Consider the following 19,081-nt stretch of genomic DNA (forward strand, 5'->3'; position numbering starts at 1 on the left):
AAATATAACATTATGAAAAACATATATAAATTTGGCATTTTCTTATTACTTGTAATTTCTAGTTGTAAAGAAGAAGATAAATTGAACTCTAGCTTTAATTATCTAACATTTTCAGAAACACCAGATATAACGGTAAATCAAAATAGCACAATCAAACAGTCTGTAGTCTTTTATTCTTCAGTAAATTCTGGAAATGAACGAACTGTAAATCTCTCTGTAAACATGGATGACACAACAGCTGATGCAGACTCATATAGCTTCCCAAGTTCAGTAACTATTCCTGCTAATAGCAATAAAGGAGAATTTGAATTGACAATTTCAGATGTAAACATAGGTGATTCAGGAGAATCATTAACGATTGGTTTTGACGTTTCTGATGAAGCTATTTTTACTGGTGAAGACCTAAGTTTGAATATTTATCGCTTTTGTCCTTTAGACATTAATAATTTTCTCGGTGATTATACTATTACTGAAGCAGGTTATGGTGATTATGATACAACCATCACCTTAGACCCAACTGTTGAGAACCGCATATGGATTACAAACTTTTGGGATTGGACAACAGATTTAGCCTACTATGATTTCAATCCTGATGACGGTACAATTAATATGCCTTCTCAACCCATCACAATGGGAGATGGAAACACCTATAACTGTGTAGGTTCAGGAACTTACAATGCTTGTAATGGAACATTTCACATGGAATATCAAGGTGATGTTACTGGTACAATTCATGACTTTACTCCAAAATAAATCAAACAAAGTGTTTACTTCGTACTAAAAAACCCACCAATATAGTGGGTTTTTTTATACAAATAATAGCAGTACATTTGCCGCATGGAAGTAAAAACGTCAAAAATATTCGGAATTAGAGCCGTTATTGAAGCTATAAACAGCGAAAGTTCTATTGATAAAGTATTCATTCAAAAAGGTGTTTCAGGACATTTAATGAATGAGCTGATGTCACATATCAAAACCAATAAAATTGCGTTTAGCTATGTACCGGTTGAAAAATTAGATAAATTGTCTAAATTCAACAACCATCAAGGTGCAGTAGCTCAAATTGCTCCTATACACTTTCATGATTTAGACACTCTGGTTGAAGCTACTTTAGAAAAAGAAGAAACACCGTTGTTTTTATTGTTGGATCAAATTTCAGACGTACGCAACTTTGGTGCAATTATCAGAACAGCTGAGTGTACTGGTGTTCATGGAATCATCATCCAAAGCCAAGGAAACGCTCCAGTAAATGCTGAAACAGTGAAAACTTCTGCCGGTGCAGCCTTTAATATTCCAATCTGTAAAGTAAACCACATCAAAGATGCTTTGTTTATTTTACAAGCAGCTGAAATTCAAATTGTGGCAGCTACCGAAAAAACTGAAGACTCTTTGTATGATGTAGATTTCAAAAAACCTTCGGCTATTATTATGGGATCTGAAGACAGAGGAATCAATCCTTCTATATTAAAAATGGTAGATGCGAAAGCGAAACTTCCTTTAAAAGGAAATATAGGTTCTTTAAATGTATCTGTTGCTTGCGGTGCCTTTTTATACGAAGCAGTTCGTCAAAGACTTTAAGTATACAAATTAGTGTAAAAACAGAAAAAGTACCCTTCGATAAGCTCAGGGTACTTTTTTTATTTTAATTATGAGTGCTTTTTAATTTCTATGAATTTAAAAACTGAGTTACGTTATTTTCAATTCTTAAGGCTACATCAGAAATATCAGCTTTTACAAATGCCTCACCGGTAATTTTCTCATACAATTCAATATAACGGTTCGAAATCTCTGCAATTTTCTCTTCACTTAACTCAGGTACTGCTTGTCCTTCTTTTCCTTGAAAACCATTCTCTAACAACCACTCTCTCACAAATTCTTTTGAAAGCTGTTTTTGTTTTTGATCTTTAGCCTGAATTTCTTCATAACCATCAGCATAAAAATACCTAGAAGAATCTGGTGTATGAATCTCATCAATCACAACGATTTTTCCATCAACAGTTTTACCAAATTCATATTTCGTATCTACTAAAATCAATCCTTGTTTCGCAGCAATTTCGGTACCTCTTTCAAACAAAGCATACGTATAAGCCTCCAATTGCTCATAATCTTCTTTAGAAACAATTCCTTGTTCTAAAATCGCTTCTCTAGAAATATCCTCATCGTGATCTCCAATAGCTGCTTTTGTAGAAGGTGTAATGATTGGTTTCTCGAATTTTTGATTTTCAATCATTCCATCAGGCATGGCTACCCCGCATAACGTTCTTTTACCAGACTTATATTCTCTCCATGCATGCCCCGTTAAATATCCACGAATAACCATCTCAACTTTAAATGTCTCACAAGAATGACCAACAGTTACATTAGGATCTGGTGTGGCTACTACCCAATTTGGCACAATATCTTTTGTTGCATCCAACATTTTTGAAGCAATTTGATTTAAGATTTGTCCTTTATAAGGTATTTGCTTTGGCATAATTACATCAAAAGCAGACAGTCTATCTGTTGCGATCATCACTAAAAGATCATTACCTACTGTATAAACTTCTCTCACTTTCCCCTTATAAATGGCTTTTTGCCCTGGAAAATTATAATTTGTATCGTTGATTGTTGTTGTCATCGTATTGCTATAAAAATCTACTAAAATATGCCAGCAAAAATACTGAATTCTATTTAGCTTTGAATAAGTTCTTTCAATTAATCGACATCAATAGTTTTATATGCTTTGATAATTTCTTTGACCAATCGATGTCGTATTACATCTTTATCATCTAAAAATATATTCGCAATACCTTTTACATCTTTTAATGCCAATAAAGATGTTTTCAAACCTGATACTTGCTTGCGTGGCAAATCCACTTGACCAGGATCTCCGGTGATGATAAACTTCGCACGTTTTCCCATTCGTGTCAAAAACATTTTCATTTGACCGGCTGTAGTATTCTGTGCTTCATCTAAAATTACAAAAGCGTTGTCTAATGTTCTTCCACGCATAAAAGCAAGCGGCGCAATTTGAATCACTCCTTTTTCTATATAAGCATCCAACTTTTCAAACGGAATCATATCCCGCAATGCATCATACAACGGTTGCATATAAGGATCTAATTTATCTTTTAAATCACCTGGTAAAAACCCTAAATTTTCTCCTGATTCTACGGCAGGTCTTGTTAAGATTATTCTTTTAACTTCTTTGTCTTTTAAGGCCTTTACAGCCAAAGCCACCGCTGTATACGTTTTACCTGTACCAGCCGGACCTATGGCAAATAGCATATCGTTGGTTTCCATTTTAGAAACCATACGACGTTGATTTTCTGTTTGAGCTTTGATCAGCTTTCCTCCTACTCCATGTACCAAAACCGCATCAGCTTTTGCCGAAGTAACTTCTCTCTTTCCGGTATTCGTAAGCAATTGCTCTATTGAATTCTCATCAATTTTATTATACTTTTCAAAATACTTCACGAGCATTTCCAAGCGTTTTTCAAATTCATCTAAAATGATTGGTTCGCCAAATGCTTTAATTTCTGAGCCACGTGCTACTATTTTAAGTTTTGGAAAATAGGCCCTTAACAACTTAATTGTGGACTCATGATGACCGTAAAAATCGGTCGGATTGATTTCAGAAAGGCTAATAATTCTTTCGTTCAAAGGAGTATTTTTTAATATTTATAATTCCATTATTTTCATGTCTAAAAATACTATTAATTCCTATATATTTGTATAAATTTGTTGAAGATTTTTAGCGTAAAAACTCACACAATTTCGAACCTTTAAGGAAGCCTAAAATAAATGTCTATAATTACTTTAACCACTGATTTTGGAACAAAAGATCACTTTGTAGGGGCGGTTAAGGGAGCCATTTACTCGACAATTCCGGATGCTAAAATCGTAGACATTTCTCATAGAATTTCTCCTTTTAACATTACCGAAACGGCTTATATACTAAAAAACGCCTATAAAAATTTCCCTGAAGGAACTATCCATATCGTAGGTGTAGATTCAGAATTAAACCCAGACAACAAGCACATTGCAATGCTTTTAAACGGTCATTTTTTTGTTTGTCCAGACAACGGTTTGATTTCTTTAATTGCTTCAGAGGTCAAGCCTTCTAAAATTGTAGAAATTAATATTCACAACCGATTAGAAACTAGTTTTTCTGTATTGGATGTATTTGTACAAGTAGCAGCACATATTGCTCGTGGTGGCACCCTAGAAGTGATTGGAAAACTTACAGAGTCGTATAAAAAATTATTTGAATTACAACCCTTAATAGCAGGTGATTTATCGAAAATTTCAGGGAACGTAATCTACATCGACAACTATGGAAATGTTGTTAGTAATATTACAGAAAAACTATTCAAAGAAGTAGGAAAAGGAAGAGAATTTACCTTAAGAGCAAGCAGGTATAGCTTCAAAAAAATCAACTATAAATACAGTGATATTGTAGATTTCAGCTTAGCCCCTGAATTGCGTCAAAGTGATGGAAATAAACTTGCCATTTTTAACTCTGCTGGTTTTATAGAAATTGCCATTTACAAGAGCAATCTCACCACGGTAGGTGGAGCATCAAGCCTTCTAGGATTAGACTATCGAGATTCAATCACACTTGAATTTCACAAAACAGAATAAAATCTTAAACCTAGCGTTCTTATTTTTCAGCAACACACATCAAAAAAAAGTTATAAATGTTAGCCCTACTAAAAAAAGAATTACGCCTGTTTTTTGGATCCTTTGCTGGTTATTTTATCATTGGTGCTTTTCTTTTGATCAATACTCTATGGCTTTGGTTTTTTAAGTCTGATGCAAATATCTTAAACAGTGGGTTTGCTGATTTATCTCATTTCTTTTCGAGTACAGCTTGGCTTTTTGTATTATTGATCCCTGCTCTTACCATGAAAAGTTTTTCTGAGGAGAAACAATTGGGAACGCTTGAAATATTAAAAACCAAACCAATCTCAAACATAGAATTGATTACCGGAAAATTCTTTGCAATTCTGGTTATAATCATTACAATACTATTCCCTACTCTTTGCTATGTTTATAGCATACATCAATTGGCTGAACCCTCTGGAAACATAGAAATAGGAAGTCTGATTGGATCGTATTTAGGGTTGTTATTTTTAGCAGCATTATTCACTTCAATTGGACTATGGGTTTCAAGTCTTATGAAAACAGCGTTAATGGCACTACTTGGCTCAGTGACTTTTTCGTTTTTTCTATTTTATGGAATTCAAGAATTTTCAACTCTCTTTCCAAGTACGAATCTTGAAGCGATTGGAATCTTATCTCATTATACAAGTATAGCAAGAGGTGTCATTGACACAAGAGACCTGATTTATTTTGTCTCATTTTCAATATTCTTCTTGACATGTACATGGTACCAAATCAATCTAAAAAAAGAAAAAAAGAAACTCCTATATATAGGTTTATTTCTAATTGGACTATTTCAAATCGGGAATAGCATCCATAAAAGATTTGATCTTACAAGCGACAAAAAATATACCTTATCGGACGCCTCAATTGAGATTTTACAAAATGTAAAGGAACCTCTTTTCATCAAACTATATTTAGAAGGAAAATTCCCTCCAGAATTTAAACGCTTACAAACAGAAACTGCACAATTGTTAGACGAACTGAAGGCGATTAACAAACAAATTAAAATAGTATGGATCGACCCAAAAGATCAATTGCAGCAACTCGTAAAAAAAGGCTTAACCCCAAGTCGTCTCACAGTCGAAGAAAATGGAGTGGTCGCCGAAAGTATTATTGTTCCATGGGCAACGATACATTACAACAATAAAACTAAAAACATTGCTCTTTTAAAAGACAGTTCTCCAAGAGAAAGTCAAGTGAATCAACTCGAAAGCTCCATCCAAAACTTAGAATATGCTTTTATTGATGGACTAAAAAAAATCACGTCTAAAAAAAATAAGAGTATCGCAATTTTAAGTGGTAACGGTGAACTAGAAGATTTGTACCTGTACAGCTTTTTAAAAGAAATTGGTAGCACCTACCACTTGGCAAAATTCACTTTGGACTCTGTCGCAACAAATCCAGCAAGCACTTTTGAAAAATTAGCTTCTTTTGATTTGGCAATAATAGCCAAACCGACAGAAAAATTTACAGAAGAAGAAAAATATACCCTTGATCAATATTTATTACAAGGTGGTAAAATGCTATGGATGGTAGATTATGTCGTTGCAGAAATGGATAGCTTATACCAAACGGGTAAAACACTCGCATACCCCCGCGACTTAAATTTAGACGACTTCTTTTTTAGATATGGTGCTAGAGTGAACCCTGCGCTGATAAAAGATCTCTACGCGTCCAAAATTGCATTGGCAACAGGTAACACAGGGAATAAAACAAATTACGAAAATTACTTATGGTTTTACGCTCCTCTTATCTCTCCACATAGCGAGCATCCAATCATCCGAAATATTGCTCCTGTAAGGTTATCATTCGCATCAAATATCGACACACTTAGAAATGCTATGAACAAAACAATACTGTTGAAAAGCTCTCCTTTATCTAAGTCGATAAATACACCAACCTTTATTGAGTTGAACAATGTTATAGAAAACCCAAAACCTGTCGATTACACAGATGGACATAAAATTGTAGGACTTCTTTTGGAAGGGGAATTCACTTCAGCGTATAAAGACCGAATCAAACCAATAGCAAATTTTAAACAGGCACTTGAACATGGTGTCGAATCAAAAATGATTCTAATAGCTGATGGAGATATCGCAAAAAATCAAATACACAAAGGAAAACCTCTTGAGTTAGGCATTGATAAGTGGACACAAGAATATTTCGGCAACAAAGCTTTTCTTTTAAATAGTATCGATTATCTTTTAGATGATACTGGCTTGATTGCGCTTCGCTCAAAAACTATTAGTTTGAAAATTCTAAACAAGAAAAAAGTAAGTCTCGAAAAAACGTATTGGCAGTGGTTCAACTTAATAGCCCCAATATTCGGCGTATTATTTTTTGGATTTGCATACCAGTTTTTCAAAAGAAGAAAATATTCTCGTCCCTTGAGATAAAATAAACTCCGACAAAACTGCGAAAACACAGGTTGTGAGTTGTTTTTAAAAAAAACTTAAAAAAAGTGAATTTTTATTAATAATTCATAAAACGACTCTTTTCTATTATCAAAAACGAAGCTTCTGATATTTTCGTTTGAAGAGTTTTATCATTTACACAAAAACGTTAAAAAATCAGCACTAAAAAAAGACTATTTCACCTCTTTTAAAATAAGACTAAATTGTATTTTATTGTAAATAGCCGTAAATTTGAACTGTAAAACACAAGGCATTTTATAGAATAAAAACAATTTTGACATGAAAGTAATCGATTTGAAAACAGGACTTTGGAACAAAGAAATTAACGTGCGTGATTTCGTAGTAAACAACATCACTCCTTATTATGGGAACCATGATTTCTTAGTTGGTCCATCTGAAAAAACTCAAAAACTTTGGGACATCTGTAAAGCTGCCACTAAAGAAGAAAGACTAAACAACGGAGTAAGATCTGTTGATACCGAAACGATTTCAGGAGTAAATTCTTTTGAAGCAGGATATATAGATAAAGAAAACGAAACAATCGTTGGACTACAGACAAATGAATTGCTAAAAAGAGCTATGAAACCTTTCGGAGGGTATAAAGTTGTACAAAAAGCTTTATCTGAACATGGATTAGCTCCGAGTGATTCTGTAAATGAATTGTTTACCAAATATGTAAAAACACATAACGACGGCGTATTCTCAGCATACACTTCTGAAATCAAAAAATTTAGATCTTTAGGTTTCTTAACAGGTTTGCCTGATAACTACGCCAGAGGTCGTGTTATTGGAGATTACCGAAGAATCGCTCTTTATGGTATCGAAAAACTTATCGAAAATAAAAAAGCAGATTTAGAAAAAATCACTGGCCCAATGTCTGATGCTGTCATCCGTTTGCGTGAAGAAGTAGCAGAACAAATTGGCGCTTTAAAAGACATGATTGAAATGGGTAAAGCTTACGGCTTAGACCTTTCAAGACCTGTTGAAAATGCTCAAGAAGCAGTGCAATGGACCTATATGGCATATCTAGCTGCTGTAAAAGAGCAAGATGGAGCTGCCATGTCACTAGGTAACGTTTCTTCATTCTTAGACATCTATATTACAAATGACTTAGAAGCAGGATTGATTACTGAAGAAGAAGCACAAGAGTACATCGACCAATTTGTGATGAAATTAAGAATGGTTCGTCACTTACGAATGGAAGCATATGATCAAATTTTTGCTGGAGACCCAACTTGGGTAACTGAAGCTATTGGAGGTATGTTTGCTGATGGCCGTACAAAAGTTACCAAAACATCTTTCCGTTTCTTACATACCTTATACAACTTAGGTCCATCACCAGAACCAAATATTACGATTCTTTGGTCTTATGGTTTACCACAAAACTTTAAAAATTACTGTGCTAAAGTATCCATAGACACTTCTTCTATTCAATTTGAAAATGACGAATTGATGAGAACAACAAGAGACTCTGATGATTATGGAATTGCGTGTTGTGTGTCTTTCCAAGAAATCGGAAAGCAAATCCAATTCTTTGGAGCTCGTACCAACTTAGCAAAAACATTATTGCTAGCTATCAACGGTGGTCGTTGTGAAAACACAGGAACTCAAATGGTAGAGGGTATTGCTCCATTAGAAGGTGATGTATTAGATTTTGATACAGTAATGGATAATTTCAAAATTGCAATGACTGAAGTTGCAAGAGTATACAACGACTCTATGAATATCATCCACTACATGCACGATAAGTACTACTACGAAAAAGCACAAATGGCATTGATTGACACCAATCCTGCGATTAACATTGCTTACGGTATTGCTGGACTATCAATTGTTGCAGATTCATTATCAGCTATCAAATATGCAAAAGTTACTCCAATCAGAAACGAAGAAGGATTGACTGTTGATTTCAAAATTGAAGGTGAATTCCCTAAATATGGAAACGATGATGATCGAGTTGATATCTTCGCGAAAAATGCAGTAGCTGATTTTAACAACGAATTGAAAAAATTACCAGTTTATAAAGATGCAGCGGTAACGATGTCAGTGTTGACGATTACATCAAATGTTGTGTACGGAAAGAAAACAGGTGCTACTCCAGATGGTAGAGAAAAAGGAGTTCCTTTTGCACCTGGTGCGAACCCAATGCATGGTAGAGATGCAAACGGTGCCATTGCATCTTTAAATTCGGTAGCAAAAATTAACTACGAAGATTCGCAAGATGGTATTTCAAATACTTTTTCTATCGTTCCTAAATCTCTTGGAGCAACAGAAGAAGAAAGAATTGACAACCTTGCTGCTACTCTAGATGGATATTTCGATAGAGGAGCTCAACATTTAAATGTAAATGTTCTTGACAAAGAAACCTTGCTAGATGCAATGGAAAACCCTGAAGAATATCCACAATTGACCATTCGTGTCTCTGGATATGCTGTGAACTTTATCAGATTGACGAAAGAACAACAGATGGAAGTTATAACACGTTCTTTCCACCAATCAATGTAATTTACTAGTTTAGGTGTTTGCTAACTACCCCTAGCAAGCACCTTTCATTTTAAATAAGAACTTTATCAAAACTTCAGAAAACACATTAAGAATCCATTCGATAGAATCATTCGGAACCCATGATGGACCTGGCATTAGAATGGTCGTTTTTTTACAAGGCTGCAAACTAAAATGTTTGTATTGTCACAACCCAGATTCTATTGACACCCACGGTGGAGAAGAACACGAGATAGAAGACCTAGTTCGACGTGCTGTAAATATGAAATCGTACTTCGGTAAACACGGTGGTGTTACCGTTTCTGGTGGAGAACCTTTGCTACAATCGAAAGAATTAATTCATTTTTTCAAACGATTAAAAGAAGAAGGAATACACACCAATGTTGATACAAATGGTAGAGTATTGAATCATTTCACTGAAGAACTTTTAGACAACTATGCCGACTTAGTCATGTTAGATATCAAACACATGACCGAAGAAGGCTATCAAAAACTAGTAGGAGCAAAAAACAAAGAAACTACCTTTCGTTTTGCCGCACATCGAGAAGCTTCAGGAAAAAAAATGTGGTTGCGATATGTATTGATCCCAGAGATTACAAACAAACCTGAGTTGTTACACGCCATGGGTGAACATTTCAAGAACTACAAAACAATAGAGAAAATAGAACTGCAACCTTATCATAAATTAGGGATCCATAAATGGGAGGCGCTCGGATGGAGATATGAACTTGAAAACGCAAGAGAAAACACTCCAGAAGAAATTGATGCAGCTGTAGCTATATTAGACAATTACTTCAAAGAAGTAAAGGTAAACTAAGCATCATTTTACAAACTTCAACTTGTTTTAACCACAAAACACCCAAAAAAAATGGAAGTCGTTTGACTTCCATTTTTTTTTGTGATTTATTAGCATACAATGATAAATCTCACAAAACGAACCTCCTATTAAAACTAAATTTGTACGTGAAATACTACAAAAATGAAATCCTACAAAAAACAACATAAACCGGCTTCTGAATTCGAAAGTCGATCAGAATATCTAGAACACGAATTACAAATAATGAAACCCAGAAGGTATAAACTAAACCTTCCTGGAAGAGATTTCCGATTTGAATGGGAAGATTTGGTACCAGCTCTTGCGGGTACCTTAGGAATCATTGCAATGTATTCATCCGTGATGATGGCTTGGGCTGATGGCTTGACAAAAGCCTGGGACCACGTTACTTTAGGTAAAGAATTTGCGATTGAAGTATCTAGGGTAGAAATGATTATCCCTGCCTTGTTGTTCGTAATTCTCGCCTCTGGTTTTTTTAACCCTAAAGCAAACCTAGCTGGAAATCATGGTCCAATGATTCCAATTATTGCGAGTATTGCTTTGGCGGGTGCACATCCATTGGCTCTTGCAATTTTAATCGGTGTCTTTGGCTTGCTCTTGAGTTTTTTCAAAGGAGGATCAAGATTGGTGGACTTAACAAGTAAAGGAGTTGCTGGTGGATTATTGATATTTTTAGGTTTCATGGGTGCTTTGAGCCAAATAAAAACCATTCAAACTTGGAGTTTAGGACTTGAGAGTATTTCTGTAAAAGCGCGTTCCATGGGGTATCTAGGATTGATCATTTTAGGGGTAACGGTAATTCTATATAGTTATCTCGCTAGAATTGATAAAAGATGGCTAGCCATACCTACATGTGCTGCTACAGCTTTGGCAATTGCCCTTATTGGTGGTGCAGGTTTCGACCTTCAGTTTACCACTGAAATGGGATTACCGAATCTAAACCCGGTTTATTGGTGGGGAAGTACCAAAGAAGGTTGGATGCTTGGTTTACCTAACACACAACACTTCATTGCTTCTTTGCCTTTTGCTATTTTGGCAGTTGCCATGTGGTCTCCCGATTTTTTAGGTCATCGTATTTTCCAAGAAATGAATTATCCTAAAAAAACAGAAAAAGTCCTGATGGATGTTGATGACACCATGACGATGTGTTCTATCCGTCAAATGGTTGGGACGGCAGTCGGTGGCGGAAACATTACATCTTCATGGGGAACCTATATGATTCCAGCTGCCATTGCAAAAAGACCAATTCCTGCCGGCGCCATCTTATTAGGTCTAATGGTAATCGCTGTTGCTATTTTGGGTACTCCCATGGATGTTGCAGTTTGGCCACCTGTTCGATCGATCGCATTATTGGTAGGTGTATTTTTACCAATGATCGAAGCTGGAATTCAAATGGTAAAAGAGAGTGCTTCTGCACAGGCGGCAGGAATTTGCATTTTCATGGCCATGGTTACCAACCCCGTTTTGGCATGGGCACTGGCTATGTTTCTTGACAATAATGGCTTGATAGGAGACAAAGATAGACCTGAAAAGTTATCAACCATGGACAGATTGATCATACCGTTAACCATATTGCTGATCTGTATTGCGGCTGTTCTTGCTGTCGGAATGCTAAACGGAAAATATGGTATTCATGCACTTCTATAAAACAAAAAAATGAATAAAACTCCTATCGGCGAATAAATAACACAATAACTCCCTTTTATTCAGGAGTTGTTTTTAAAACGAATCTTCTGTAGTATTGAGTTTATAAAGAATTGATTTCATCTTTTTCACCATCTCTGGATTGTTTGCTGCAATATTTACTTGCTCACCAATATCTTTAGATAAATCATACAACTCAAAAGGTAGATCTTGCTCAGTTCTCTTTTTAGATGAATTCAAATGGATTGCAATTCCTTTCATATCACCGATACGAATTGCCTGCTTCGTTGCTTTCCAATCTGTATACTTCCAATACAAATAAGGTGCAATTTCTTGGTTTTTAGTATCTCCAATTAAAGTAGGTAAAAGTGAAATACCTTCACATTGTGTTGGTATCTCTTGCTCTGTAATATCAGCAATTGTTGCCAAAACATCCCAAAAAGCGCTTGGCAAATCACTAATAGAACCAGCTTTTATTTTTTCTGGCCAATGCGCTATCATTGGTGCACGTATGCCTCCTTCATAGACCTCTCTTTTTCCCCCTTTTAAGTCCCCATTAGAATTCCAAAATTCTGGATCATGTCCACCTTCATGGTGTGGCCCATTATCTGAAGAAAATAAGACCAACGTGTTGTCTAATACATTTTGCTCTTTTAATATTTCTAATAATTCACCAACCTGATTGTCTAAATGTTCTACCATAGCAGGAAATGCTGCAACTGGATTTACAACATCGGGGCAAGGTTCTGGTGTGGCATAATACTCCCCAACAATAGTATCGAACTGAGGATACTTTTTTCTCCATTTTTCGTGCAGTTTTTTTGGAGCATGCATTGCTGCATGAGGAATAGCTGTTGGTATATAACAGAAAAAGGGCTTTTTATTTTTTGCGTTTTGTTCGATAAATTCAAATGCGTTATCCATGATTATATCATGCACATAAGCTCCTTTCTCAACAACAACTTCGTTACCGTTCTTTACCATTTTTTTAGGATAATACGTGTGAGCAGTTGTTTGGGTTTTCCATCCATAAAACTCATCAAAGCCATTGTTTAACGGATTTTTTGTTCCTAAACTACTGGTGTCACCTAACCCCCATTTTCCGAATGCACCTGTTACATACCCTGCCTTTTTAAACAATTTTGGCAAGGTAACAAGATTCGCATCCATTGGTGGCTCAGCCTTAGAATTTCCAGTAATGTAAACCGTAGCCGGAGATTGACCCGTCATTAAAACAGCCCTTGACGGGCTGCAAACAGCATTTCCAGAATAATGCTGGGTAAATAGCATTCCGTTTTTAGCAAGCCTATCTATATTGGGAGTTTTAAACTTTTCTTGACCATAACAACTTAGATCTCCATAACCTAAATCATCAGCTAAAATATAAATGACATTGGGTCTGTTTTGAGAAAAACATGAAGAAATAGAACTTCCAATAACAATTGCTAATGTGACAATTATTTTTATCATACCTCTATTTTACTAGTTGCTTTAGTTCTTTTCTGAAACGACTTAGAACCTCTTTATAATCTTTATCCTTAGCGATATTATGCCATTCCATTGGATCGTTCGTGTGATTATACAGCTCTTCAAATCCATCGGTATATACAATATATCTATAACTTTCATCTCTTAAAGAATGATTTCCTAACCCTTTGGTCGTTAAAGCTGAATGGTTCCATTCTCCATTAGGATTTTTAACCAAGTGACTAAAGCTATTTCCATCTAAATCTTTCTTTTCAGGTAAATCACATAAATCAATTAACGTAGGATAAACATCGATCAACGAAACTGTTCGCATACTAACACCTGCTGCTCCATTTCTTGGATCAAAAATCAACAAAGGTGTTTTCGTAGCTTCTTCCCACAGGGTTTGCTTTGACCAATGTTCTTTCTCTCCTAAATGCCAACCATGATCTCCCATCAATACAACAATTGTATTTTCTTTGTATGTGCTTTCTTCAAGGTTATCTAACAAATGACCAACACAGGCATCAGCATAAGCCAAGTTCGCTAAATAAGCCCTCACAAAATATTTCCATTGATTGTTTCTTACGACCTCTTCATGTAATTTACTACCCGCCCAATTTTTTCCAACTTTACCTACGTCTGCCAAATCGTTTTTCATAACCTTTGGCAACTCAATTGTCTCCACATCGAACATATCAAAATACTTTTGAGGAGCGTACAATGGTAAATGAGGCCTGAAAACTCCACAAGCTAGGAAAAAAGGTTTGTCATGTGATTTTTGTAAAAATTTCGCAGCATAATCTGCAGATTTCCAATCATGAGTTTTTTTATCAGCAATGTCGATTCCTGCCCAATCGAAAGATCTGGTTTTACTTCCTTTGACACCGGCTCTCTTAAAATCTATACCATGTTGATGGCGGTCTTCTTTTGCCGGAAACTGAACTCCCAAACCTCCTTTATGTTCTTGTTGAAATGACCCTGGATCACTACCTTCTCTAGGCTCTGGTTTTGTGCCTCTTGGACTGTGAAATATTTTTCCAGCTGCAGCAGTCTTGTATCCATTTTGCTCAAAGTATTGCGGCAAGGTTACAGTTTTTTCGAAACCTTTCATTTTACGAAACACCTCATTATTTCCATACACACCCGTTTTAAAAGGTTGGTACCCTGTCAACATACTGGTTCTAGAAGGATTGCACAAAGCTGCAGAGCAATATGCTTGTTTAAAAATGGTACTTTTTCTTGCTAATTTATCCATATTCGGAGTAATCGCTTGCGAATGACCACCAAAGGCACCTACCCAATCATTCATATCATCAACCATAATTAACAACACATTGGGTTTCTCCTTATTATTTTGGCTCCAAGTCAGACTTGAAACACAGAGAAAAAATACGATGAGAATTTTAAAATTGATTTTTATTTTCATTTTGCTCAGTTTTCATTTAATCTTCAACAAGAAACAAAAGTTATCAGATAATGCTGTACCCATCCGTTCAACCAATGTAAACCTCCGTATAAAAAAACCTCCCTTACAGCAGTAAGAGAGGTTTTTAAAATACGTAATACAAGTTTTATTTTATTTCAATAATAACCTTGTCTATTTTACCCGTAAATGTAGTTTCTACTGGTCCGTAACCAATGCCTTCAGCTACCGGAGTTTGATTGTCTAATCCAACATCAGCTGTTTCATCAGCAGAAAACATGTTTGGTTGCGTTTTTTCTATTCTACCACTTCCTTCAGAACCATCAGATACAGAGATTGTCGCATCTCCTCCTTTACCATTTCCACCACCGTCATATTTAAAATCAAACTTGATTGATACTTTCCCTGGTTTTAATTTTTGATCTGTAGAAATCACATATCGTTCTAATCCTAAAAAGTTATAAGTAAACATTGGTACATTGTCTTTTACATACAAACACCATCCACCAAATCGACCACCTTGTGTAAGAATGACTCCATTTGTATTTTCTTTTACTTCAATTTCAGCATCAATACTAAATGACCTGTTTTTAATGTTGATAAAGGTATTTTCCATCATACCTTCCATCCCCTCATATAATTTCAATGAAGTTCTACCACCCATGATATCTGGTCTTCCAGCAATCGCAGGATTTGTTCTTTCTACAACGCGATCATCAATCGGCAATACATGATACTTTTCAGCTTCTGCCATAAATAAATCTTGCATTTCTTTCAACTTCTTAGGGTATTTTTTTGCTAGATTTTTAGTTAAACTAAAGTCATTTCTAACATCATACAATTCCCAAACATCTTCTTCAAGCTTTGGAAAGCCTTTCATTTCCCAAGGAGCTCTGTGCAATGTTCTTGCATACCAACCATTTAAATACAATGCTCTGTTCCCAAACAACTCAAAATATTGAATCGTATGTCTTTCTGCTGCATCTTTGTTATCAAAAGTATATGCAAAACTTGTTCCTTCGATCGGAGTTTGTGGCACTCCATTCACCACTTTCGGTTCTGGTAACCCAGCAACCTCTAAAATCGTAGGTGCAATATCAATAGCATGTGTAAACTGTTCTCTAATCCCTTTACCGTCTGTTACTTTTTCAGGATAATGCACAATCATACCAGTTCTTGTTCCACCAAAATCTGAAGCTATTTGTTTGGTCCAAGTAAAAGGAGCATCAAATGCCACAGCCCAACCGGCAGCCATATGTGGAAACGTATTTGGCAGTCCCCAATCATCCATCAAAGGCAATAGGTCTTCAACTTTCTCTTCAACAAAATTGAAATAGGTCATCTCGTTATACATACCTACCATACCACCTTCAGCACTAGTTGCATTATCACCAGCAACGAATACAATCATGGTATTGTCTAATTCTCCTATTTCTTCAATAGCATCAACCAACCTTCCAATTTCATAATCTGTCATTTCAACAAATCCTGAAAATACCTCAGCTTGACGAGCAAACAATTTACGTTCGTTATCTGTTAATTTCTTCCAATCTTTAATATCATCAGGTTTAGGTGCTAATTTGGTTTTAGAAGGAATGATTCCTCCTGCTTTCATATTTTTTACAGATTCCTTACGCACTTCATCCCAACCTTTGTCGTACTTTCCTTTGTATTTATCCGACCATTCTTTTGAAACGTGGTGTGGTGCATGAACCGCTCCCGTTGAAAAATAAACGAAAAAAGGTTTGTCTGGAGTCATAGACTGTTGTGCTTTCACCCAGTTAATTGCTTGATTCGTCATATCAGTGGTAAAATGATAATTATCCATTTTAGGTGGATTCACTTTTTTTACTCCGTCAAAAATTAATGGAGCCCATTGATCTGTTTCCCCTCCAATAAATCCGTAAAACTTATCAAAACCTTGACGTGTTGGCCAACGATCAAAAGGACCAGATACACTTGTTTCCCATGCAGCTGTCTCATGCCATTTACCGAATGCCGCTGTACTGTAACCATTCAAACGTAAAGTTTCAGCTAATGGAGCAACACTTGGAGGAAGTGCTCCTGTATTACCTGGGTAGGCCGTACTTGTTTCCATAATAGAACCAGTATTACAGGTGTGATGATTTCTTCCTGTTTTTATAGACATTCTGGTAGGAGAACACAAAGAAGTTGTATTGAAATTATTATAGCGTAACCCTTTCTCAGCTAGACGCTCCATAGTAGGTGTCTTGATAGGACCACCAAATGCCGTCGTTGCTCCCATTCCCAAATCGTCAATTAATACTATAACAACATTCGGTGCCTCTTTCGGAGCTTTTACTTCAAAACGTTCTGGTGGTGTAGTGTTTCTCGCATCTAATTCAGTGTAGGCTTTTGGTTCTTGAGGCACAATCGGAAGAATCTCTCTATTGATATTCTCCTGCCCATTTACTTGCAATGCTCCGCAAAAAATCAAAGAGCTAAATAAAAGTTTTACATTCAATTTCATAATTTTAATTTTGATTAACTTTATCTAAGGTACGTTTAATATTATAATTAAGTTTTTTTTTTATTAATCTAAATTCTGTTTTTTTTTTACATCTACAAATAAAAATCTCTATTTTACGGTAAAATCACCCTATAACTATGGTCAAAACATTAGACATCGAAAAAATAAATATTCAGACTGAAAAAATCACAAAAAGCAACATTTTTTCGAATAGCCCTCTGATGATTAAACTATTAGAGTATTTGGTTGATAAATCAATTGAAGCTCCAGATGAAAAAGTGACGCAATTTGAAATCGGCGTTGCTGTATTAAATAAATCACAAAAAAACTTTGACCCTACATATGATCCGATTATTAGAATACACGCTAGAAGACTCCGAAAATATTTACATCAGTATTACGACGTATCAACCGATCAAAATGAAATTGTAATTTCTATGCCAAAGGGTCAATATGGGCTCACATTCAATTACCCACAATTTACTTACGCTGAAAAAATCGAAAAATCACACAACGAAGACTTTCAAAATACAATTGCAATTTCAGATTTTAAAGATTTTAGAATTAAACGGCACAACGATGATTTAACAAACTATCTAAAAGAAGATATATTGTTAGAATTATCATTGTTCAAACATTTCAACGTTTTAAACAGCCATGAAGATTCAAGGTTTTTAATTGACGGATTCTTAACAAATGAAAAAGAGAAATTTAGAATTTCTATTAAACTTATCGATCAAACTTCAAGTCAAATTATTTGGAGTAAAAATGTAACTTTTCAATACTCAGAGGAAGAAATACTGTCACTAGAAGAAAGTATTGCAAAACCTATTTCCAGAACGATTGCTGATGTGAATGGTATTATTTGTGGTCGTATGTATTCTCAAACGGACTGGACAAAGAAATTTAGCTTAAACACATACTCTACGTACCTACACTTTTACAAATATCACATTAATTCGAATGAGGAAACCGCTACTGAACTAATACCTATAATTGAAAAACTTGTCAACCAAGAACCTAATTTCGCCTCAGGATGGGCTATTTTGTGTAATCTTTACGCTGATTTATTTGTATATACATTAGATAAAAAAACACTTTCAAAAGCCTTAGAAAGCGGTAGAAAATCTGTTAATCAAGATGCAAATGACCAAAACGGCTTACTCCACTATGCATATGCTCTGATGCTAAACAACCAAATACACAATGCGAAAAAACTGATTGAACAATTACTTAATTTAAATAACAATGCCCTTTTTTACACAGGGTGTGCAGGATGGTTATATTGTTTAATGGGTGATTTTAGTATCGGTTTTAAATTACTTTCGAATACCATCAAACGAAACCCACTATCTCCAGAATGGTTTTATATCGGTACTTTTATTTACTATGTAAACGAAAATCAAATCGACATGGCTCATCTTGAAGCCTTAAAAATGAATGACCACAACCTGATTTATACACCACTATTAAAACTAATCAGCTTTCAATTGAATGGATCTTATTCAAAAGCTAAAAAACAGCTACCTAAGATAATCGCACTAAAACCAGATTTTGAACAAAATTATTCAAATTATATTTGCTGCTTATTCAAACACCCCAAAACTCAAGACATCTTAATTTCAAGTATTCAAGAAATTGTTAATGCCTAAAAA

The 19,081-nt window shown here is 35.3% G+C and carries 13 protein-coding genes; 8 read left to right on the forward strand and 5 right to left on the reverse strand.

What is annotated here, in order from left to right; genetic code table 11:
* Positions 1–12: 12 nt before the first annotated feature.
* Positions 13–753, forward strand: a complete 741-nt coding sequence (locus tag F6P99_RS00745) for a hypothetical protein (RefSeq protein ID WP_152285531.1) — start codon at positions 13–15, stop codon at positions 751–753.
* A gap of 84 nt (positions 754–837) precedes the next feature.
* Complete coding sequence (gene rlmB, locus F6P99_RS00750; protein WP_152285532.1) at positions 838–1,578, forward strand: 23S rRNA (guanosine(2251)-2'-O)-methyltransferase RlmB; 741 nt, start codon at positions 838–840, stop codon at positions 1,576–1,578.
* A gap of 88 nt (positions 1,579–1,666) precedes the next feature.
* Here rlmB and F6P99_RS00755 read toward each other — a convergent pair whose 3' ends face one another.
* The gene (locus F6P99_RS00755) at positions 1,667–2,617 is read right to left on the reverse strand and encodes a phosphoribosylaminoimidazolesuccinocarboxamide synthase (RefSeq protein ID WP_152285533.1); all 951 of its coding nucleotides are present in this window, start codon (positions 2,615–2,617) and stop codon (positions 1,667–1,669) included.
* Positions 2,618–2,694: 77 nt separating this feature from the next.
* Positions 2,695–3,642, reverse strand: a complete 948-nt coding sequence (locus F6P99_RS00760) for a PhoH family protein (RefSeq protein WP_152285534.1) — start codon at positions 3,640–3,642, stop codon at positions 2,695–2,697.
* Between the two features lie 141 nt (positions 3,643–3,783).
* On the opposite strand from F6P99_RS00760, the gene F6P99_RS00765 reads away from it, so the two are divergent.
* The 5 genes from F6P99_RS00765 (at position 3,784) to F6P99_RS00785 (ending at position 12,045) form a co-directional block, all read left to right on the forward strand.
* Positions 3,784–4,623, forward strand: a complete 840-nt coding sequence (locus F6P99_RS00765; protein ID WP_152285535.1) for an SAM hydrolase/SAM-dependent halogenase family protein — start codon at positions 3,784–3,786, stop codon at positions 4,621–4,623.
* A 56-nt stretch (positions 4,624–4,679) separates the two neighbouring features.
* Positions 4,680–7,043, forward strand: a complete 2,364-nt coding sequence (gene gldG, locus F6P99_RS00770; RefSeq protein WP_152285536.1) for a gliding motility-associated ABC transporter substrate-binding protein GldG — start codon at positions 4,680–4,682, stop codon at positions 7,041–7,043.
* A 297-nt stretch (positions 7,044–7,340) separates the two neighbouring features.
* The gene (pflB, locus tag F6P99_RS00775) at positions 7,341–9,566 is read left to right on the forward strand and encodes a formate C-acetyltransferase (RefSeq protein WP_152285537.1); all 2,226 of its coding nucleotides are present in this window, start codon (positions 7,341–7,343) and stop codon (positions 9,564–9,566) included.
* Positions 9,567–9,666: 100 nt separating this feature from the next.
* Positions 9,667–10,380: a pyruvate formate-lyase-activating protein gene (pflA, locus tag F6P99_RS00780; protein WP_226913019.1), complete on the forward strand. Its 714-nt coding sequence runs from the start codon at positions 9,667–9,669 to the stop codon at positions 10,378–10,380.
* A gap of 162 nt (positions 10,381–10,542) precedes the next feature.
* Positions 10,543–12,045 carry a DUF3360 family protein gene (locus tag F6P99_RS00785; protein ID WP_152285539.1) on the forward strand — a complete coding sequence of 501 codons (1,503 nt, stop codon included), beginning with the start codon at positions 10,543–10,545 and terminating at the stop codon, positions 12,043–12,045.
* A gap of 72 nt (positions 12,046–12,117) precedes the next feature.
* Here F6P99_RS00785 and F6P99_RS00790 read toward each other — a convergent pair whose 3' ends face one another.
* The 3 genes from F6P99_RS00790 to F6P99_RS00800 form a co-directional block, all read right to left on the reverse strand.
* A complete protein-coding gene (locus tag F6P99_RS00790) occupies positions 12,118–13,512 on the reverse strand; it encodes an arylsulfatase (protein ID WP_152285540.1) in 1,395 nt (464 codons plus the stop codon).
* Between the two features lie 4 nt (positions 13,513–13,516).
* Positions 13,517–14,938 (reverse strand): sulfatase, encoded by a 1,422-nt coding sequence (locus F6P99_RS00795; RefSeq protein ID WP_152285541.1) that lies wholly within the window; start codon positions 14,936–14,938, stop codon positions 13,517–13,519.
* A gap of 145 nt (positions 14,939–15,083) precedes the next feature.
* A complete protein-coding gene (locus F6P99_RS00800) occupies positions 15,084–17,426 on the reverse strand; it encodes an arylsulfatase (protein ID WP_152285542.1) in 2,343 nt (780 codons plus the stop codon).
* Between the two features lie 221 nt (positions 17,427–17,647).
* On the opposite strand from F6P99_RS00800, the gene F6P99_RS00805 reads away from it, so the two are divergent.
* Positions 17,648–19,078, forward strand: coding sequence for a hypothetical protein (locus F6P99_RS00805; protein ID WP_152285543.1), 1,431 nt, complete (start codon positions 17,648–17,650; stop codon positions 19,076–19,078).
* The last annotated feature ends 3 nt before the right edge of the window (positions 19,079–19,081 follow it).

Source organism: Flavicella marina (assembly GCF_009193215.1).
Taxonomy (GTDB): domain Bacteria; phylum Bacteroidota; class Bacteroidia; order Flavobacteriales; family Flavobacteriaceae; genus Flavicella; species Flavicella marina.

Bases quoted from the DNA above. Each gene is read 5' to 3' on its own strand.
- rlmB (WP_152285532.1), top strand. From the start codon at position 838: ATGGAAGTAAAAACGTCAAAAATATTCGGAATTAGAGCCGTTATTGAA.
- F6P99_RS00805 (WP_152285543.1), top strand. From the start codon at position 17,648: ATGATTAAACTATTAGAGTATTTGGTTGATAAATCAATTGAAGCTCCA.
- gldG (WP_152285536.1), top strand. From the start codon at position 4,680: ATGTTAGCCCTACTAAAAAAAGAATTACGCCTGTTTTTTGGATCCTTT.
- F6P99_RS00765 (WP_152285535.1), top strand. From the start codon at position 3,784: ATGTCTATAATTACTTTAACCACTGATTTTGGAACAAAAGATCACTTT.
- F6P99_RS00745 (WP_152285531.1), top strand. From the start codon at position 13: ATGAAAAACATATATAAATTTGGCATTTTCTTATTACTTGTAATTTCT.
- F6P99_RS00755 (WP_152285533.1), bottom strand. From the start codon at position 2,617: ATGACAACAACAATCAACGATACAAATTATAATTTTCCAGGGCAAAAA.
- F6P99_RS00785 (WP_152285539.1), top strand. From the start codon at position 10,543: ATGAAATCCTACAAAAAACAACATAAACCGGCTTCTGAATTCGAAAGT.
- F6P99_RS00790 (WP_152285540.1), bottom strand. From the start codon at position 13,512: ATGATAAAAATAATTGTCACATTAGCAATTGTTATTGGAAGTTCTATT.
- F6P99_RS00800 (WP_152285542.1), bottom strand. From the start codon at position 17,426: ATGAAATTGAATGTAAAACTTTTATTTAGCTCTTTGATTTTTTGCGGA.
- pflB (WP_152285537.1), top strand. From the start codon at position 7,341: ATGAAAGTAATCGATTTGAAAACAGGACTTTGGAACAAAGAAATTAAC.
- F6P99_RS00795 (WP_152285541.1), bottom strand. From the start codon at position 14,938: ATGAAAATAAAAATCAATTTTAAAATTCTCATCGTATTTTTTCTCTGT.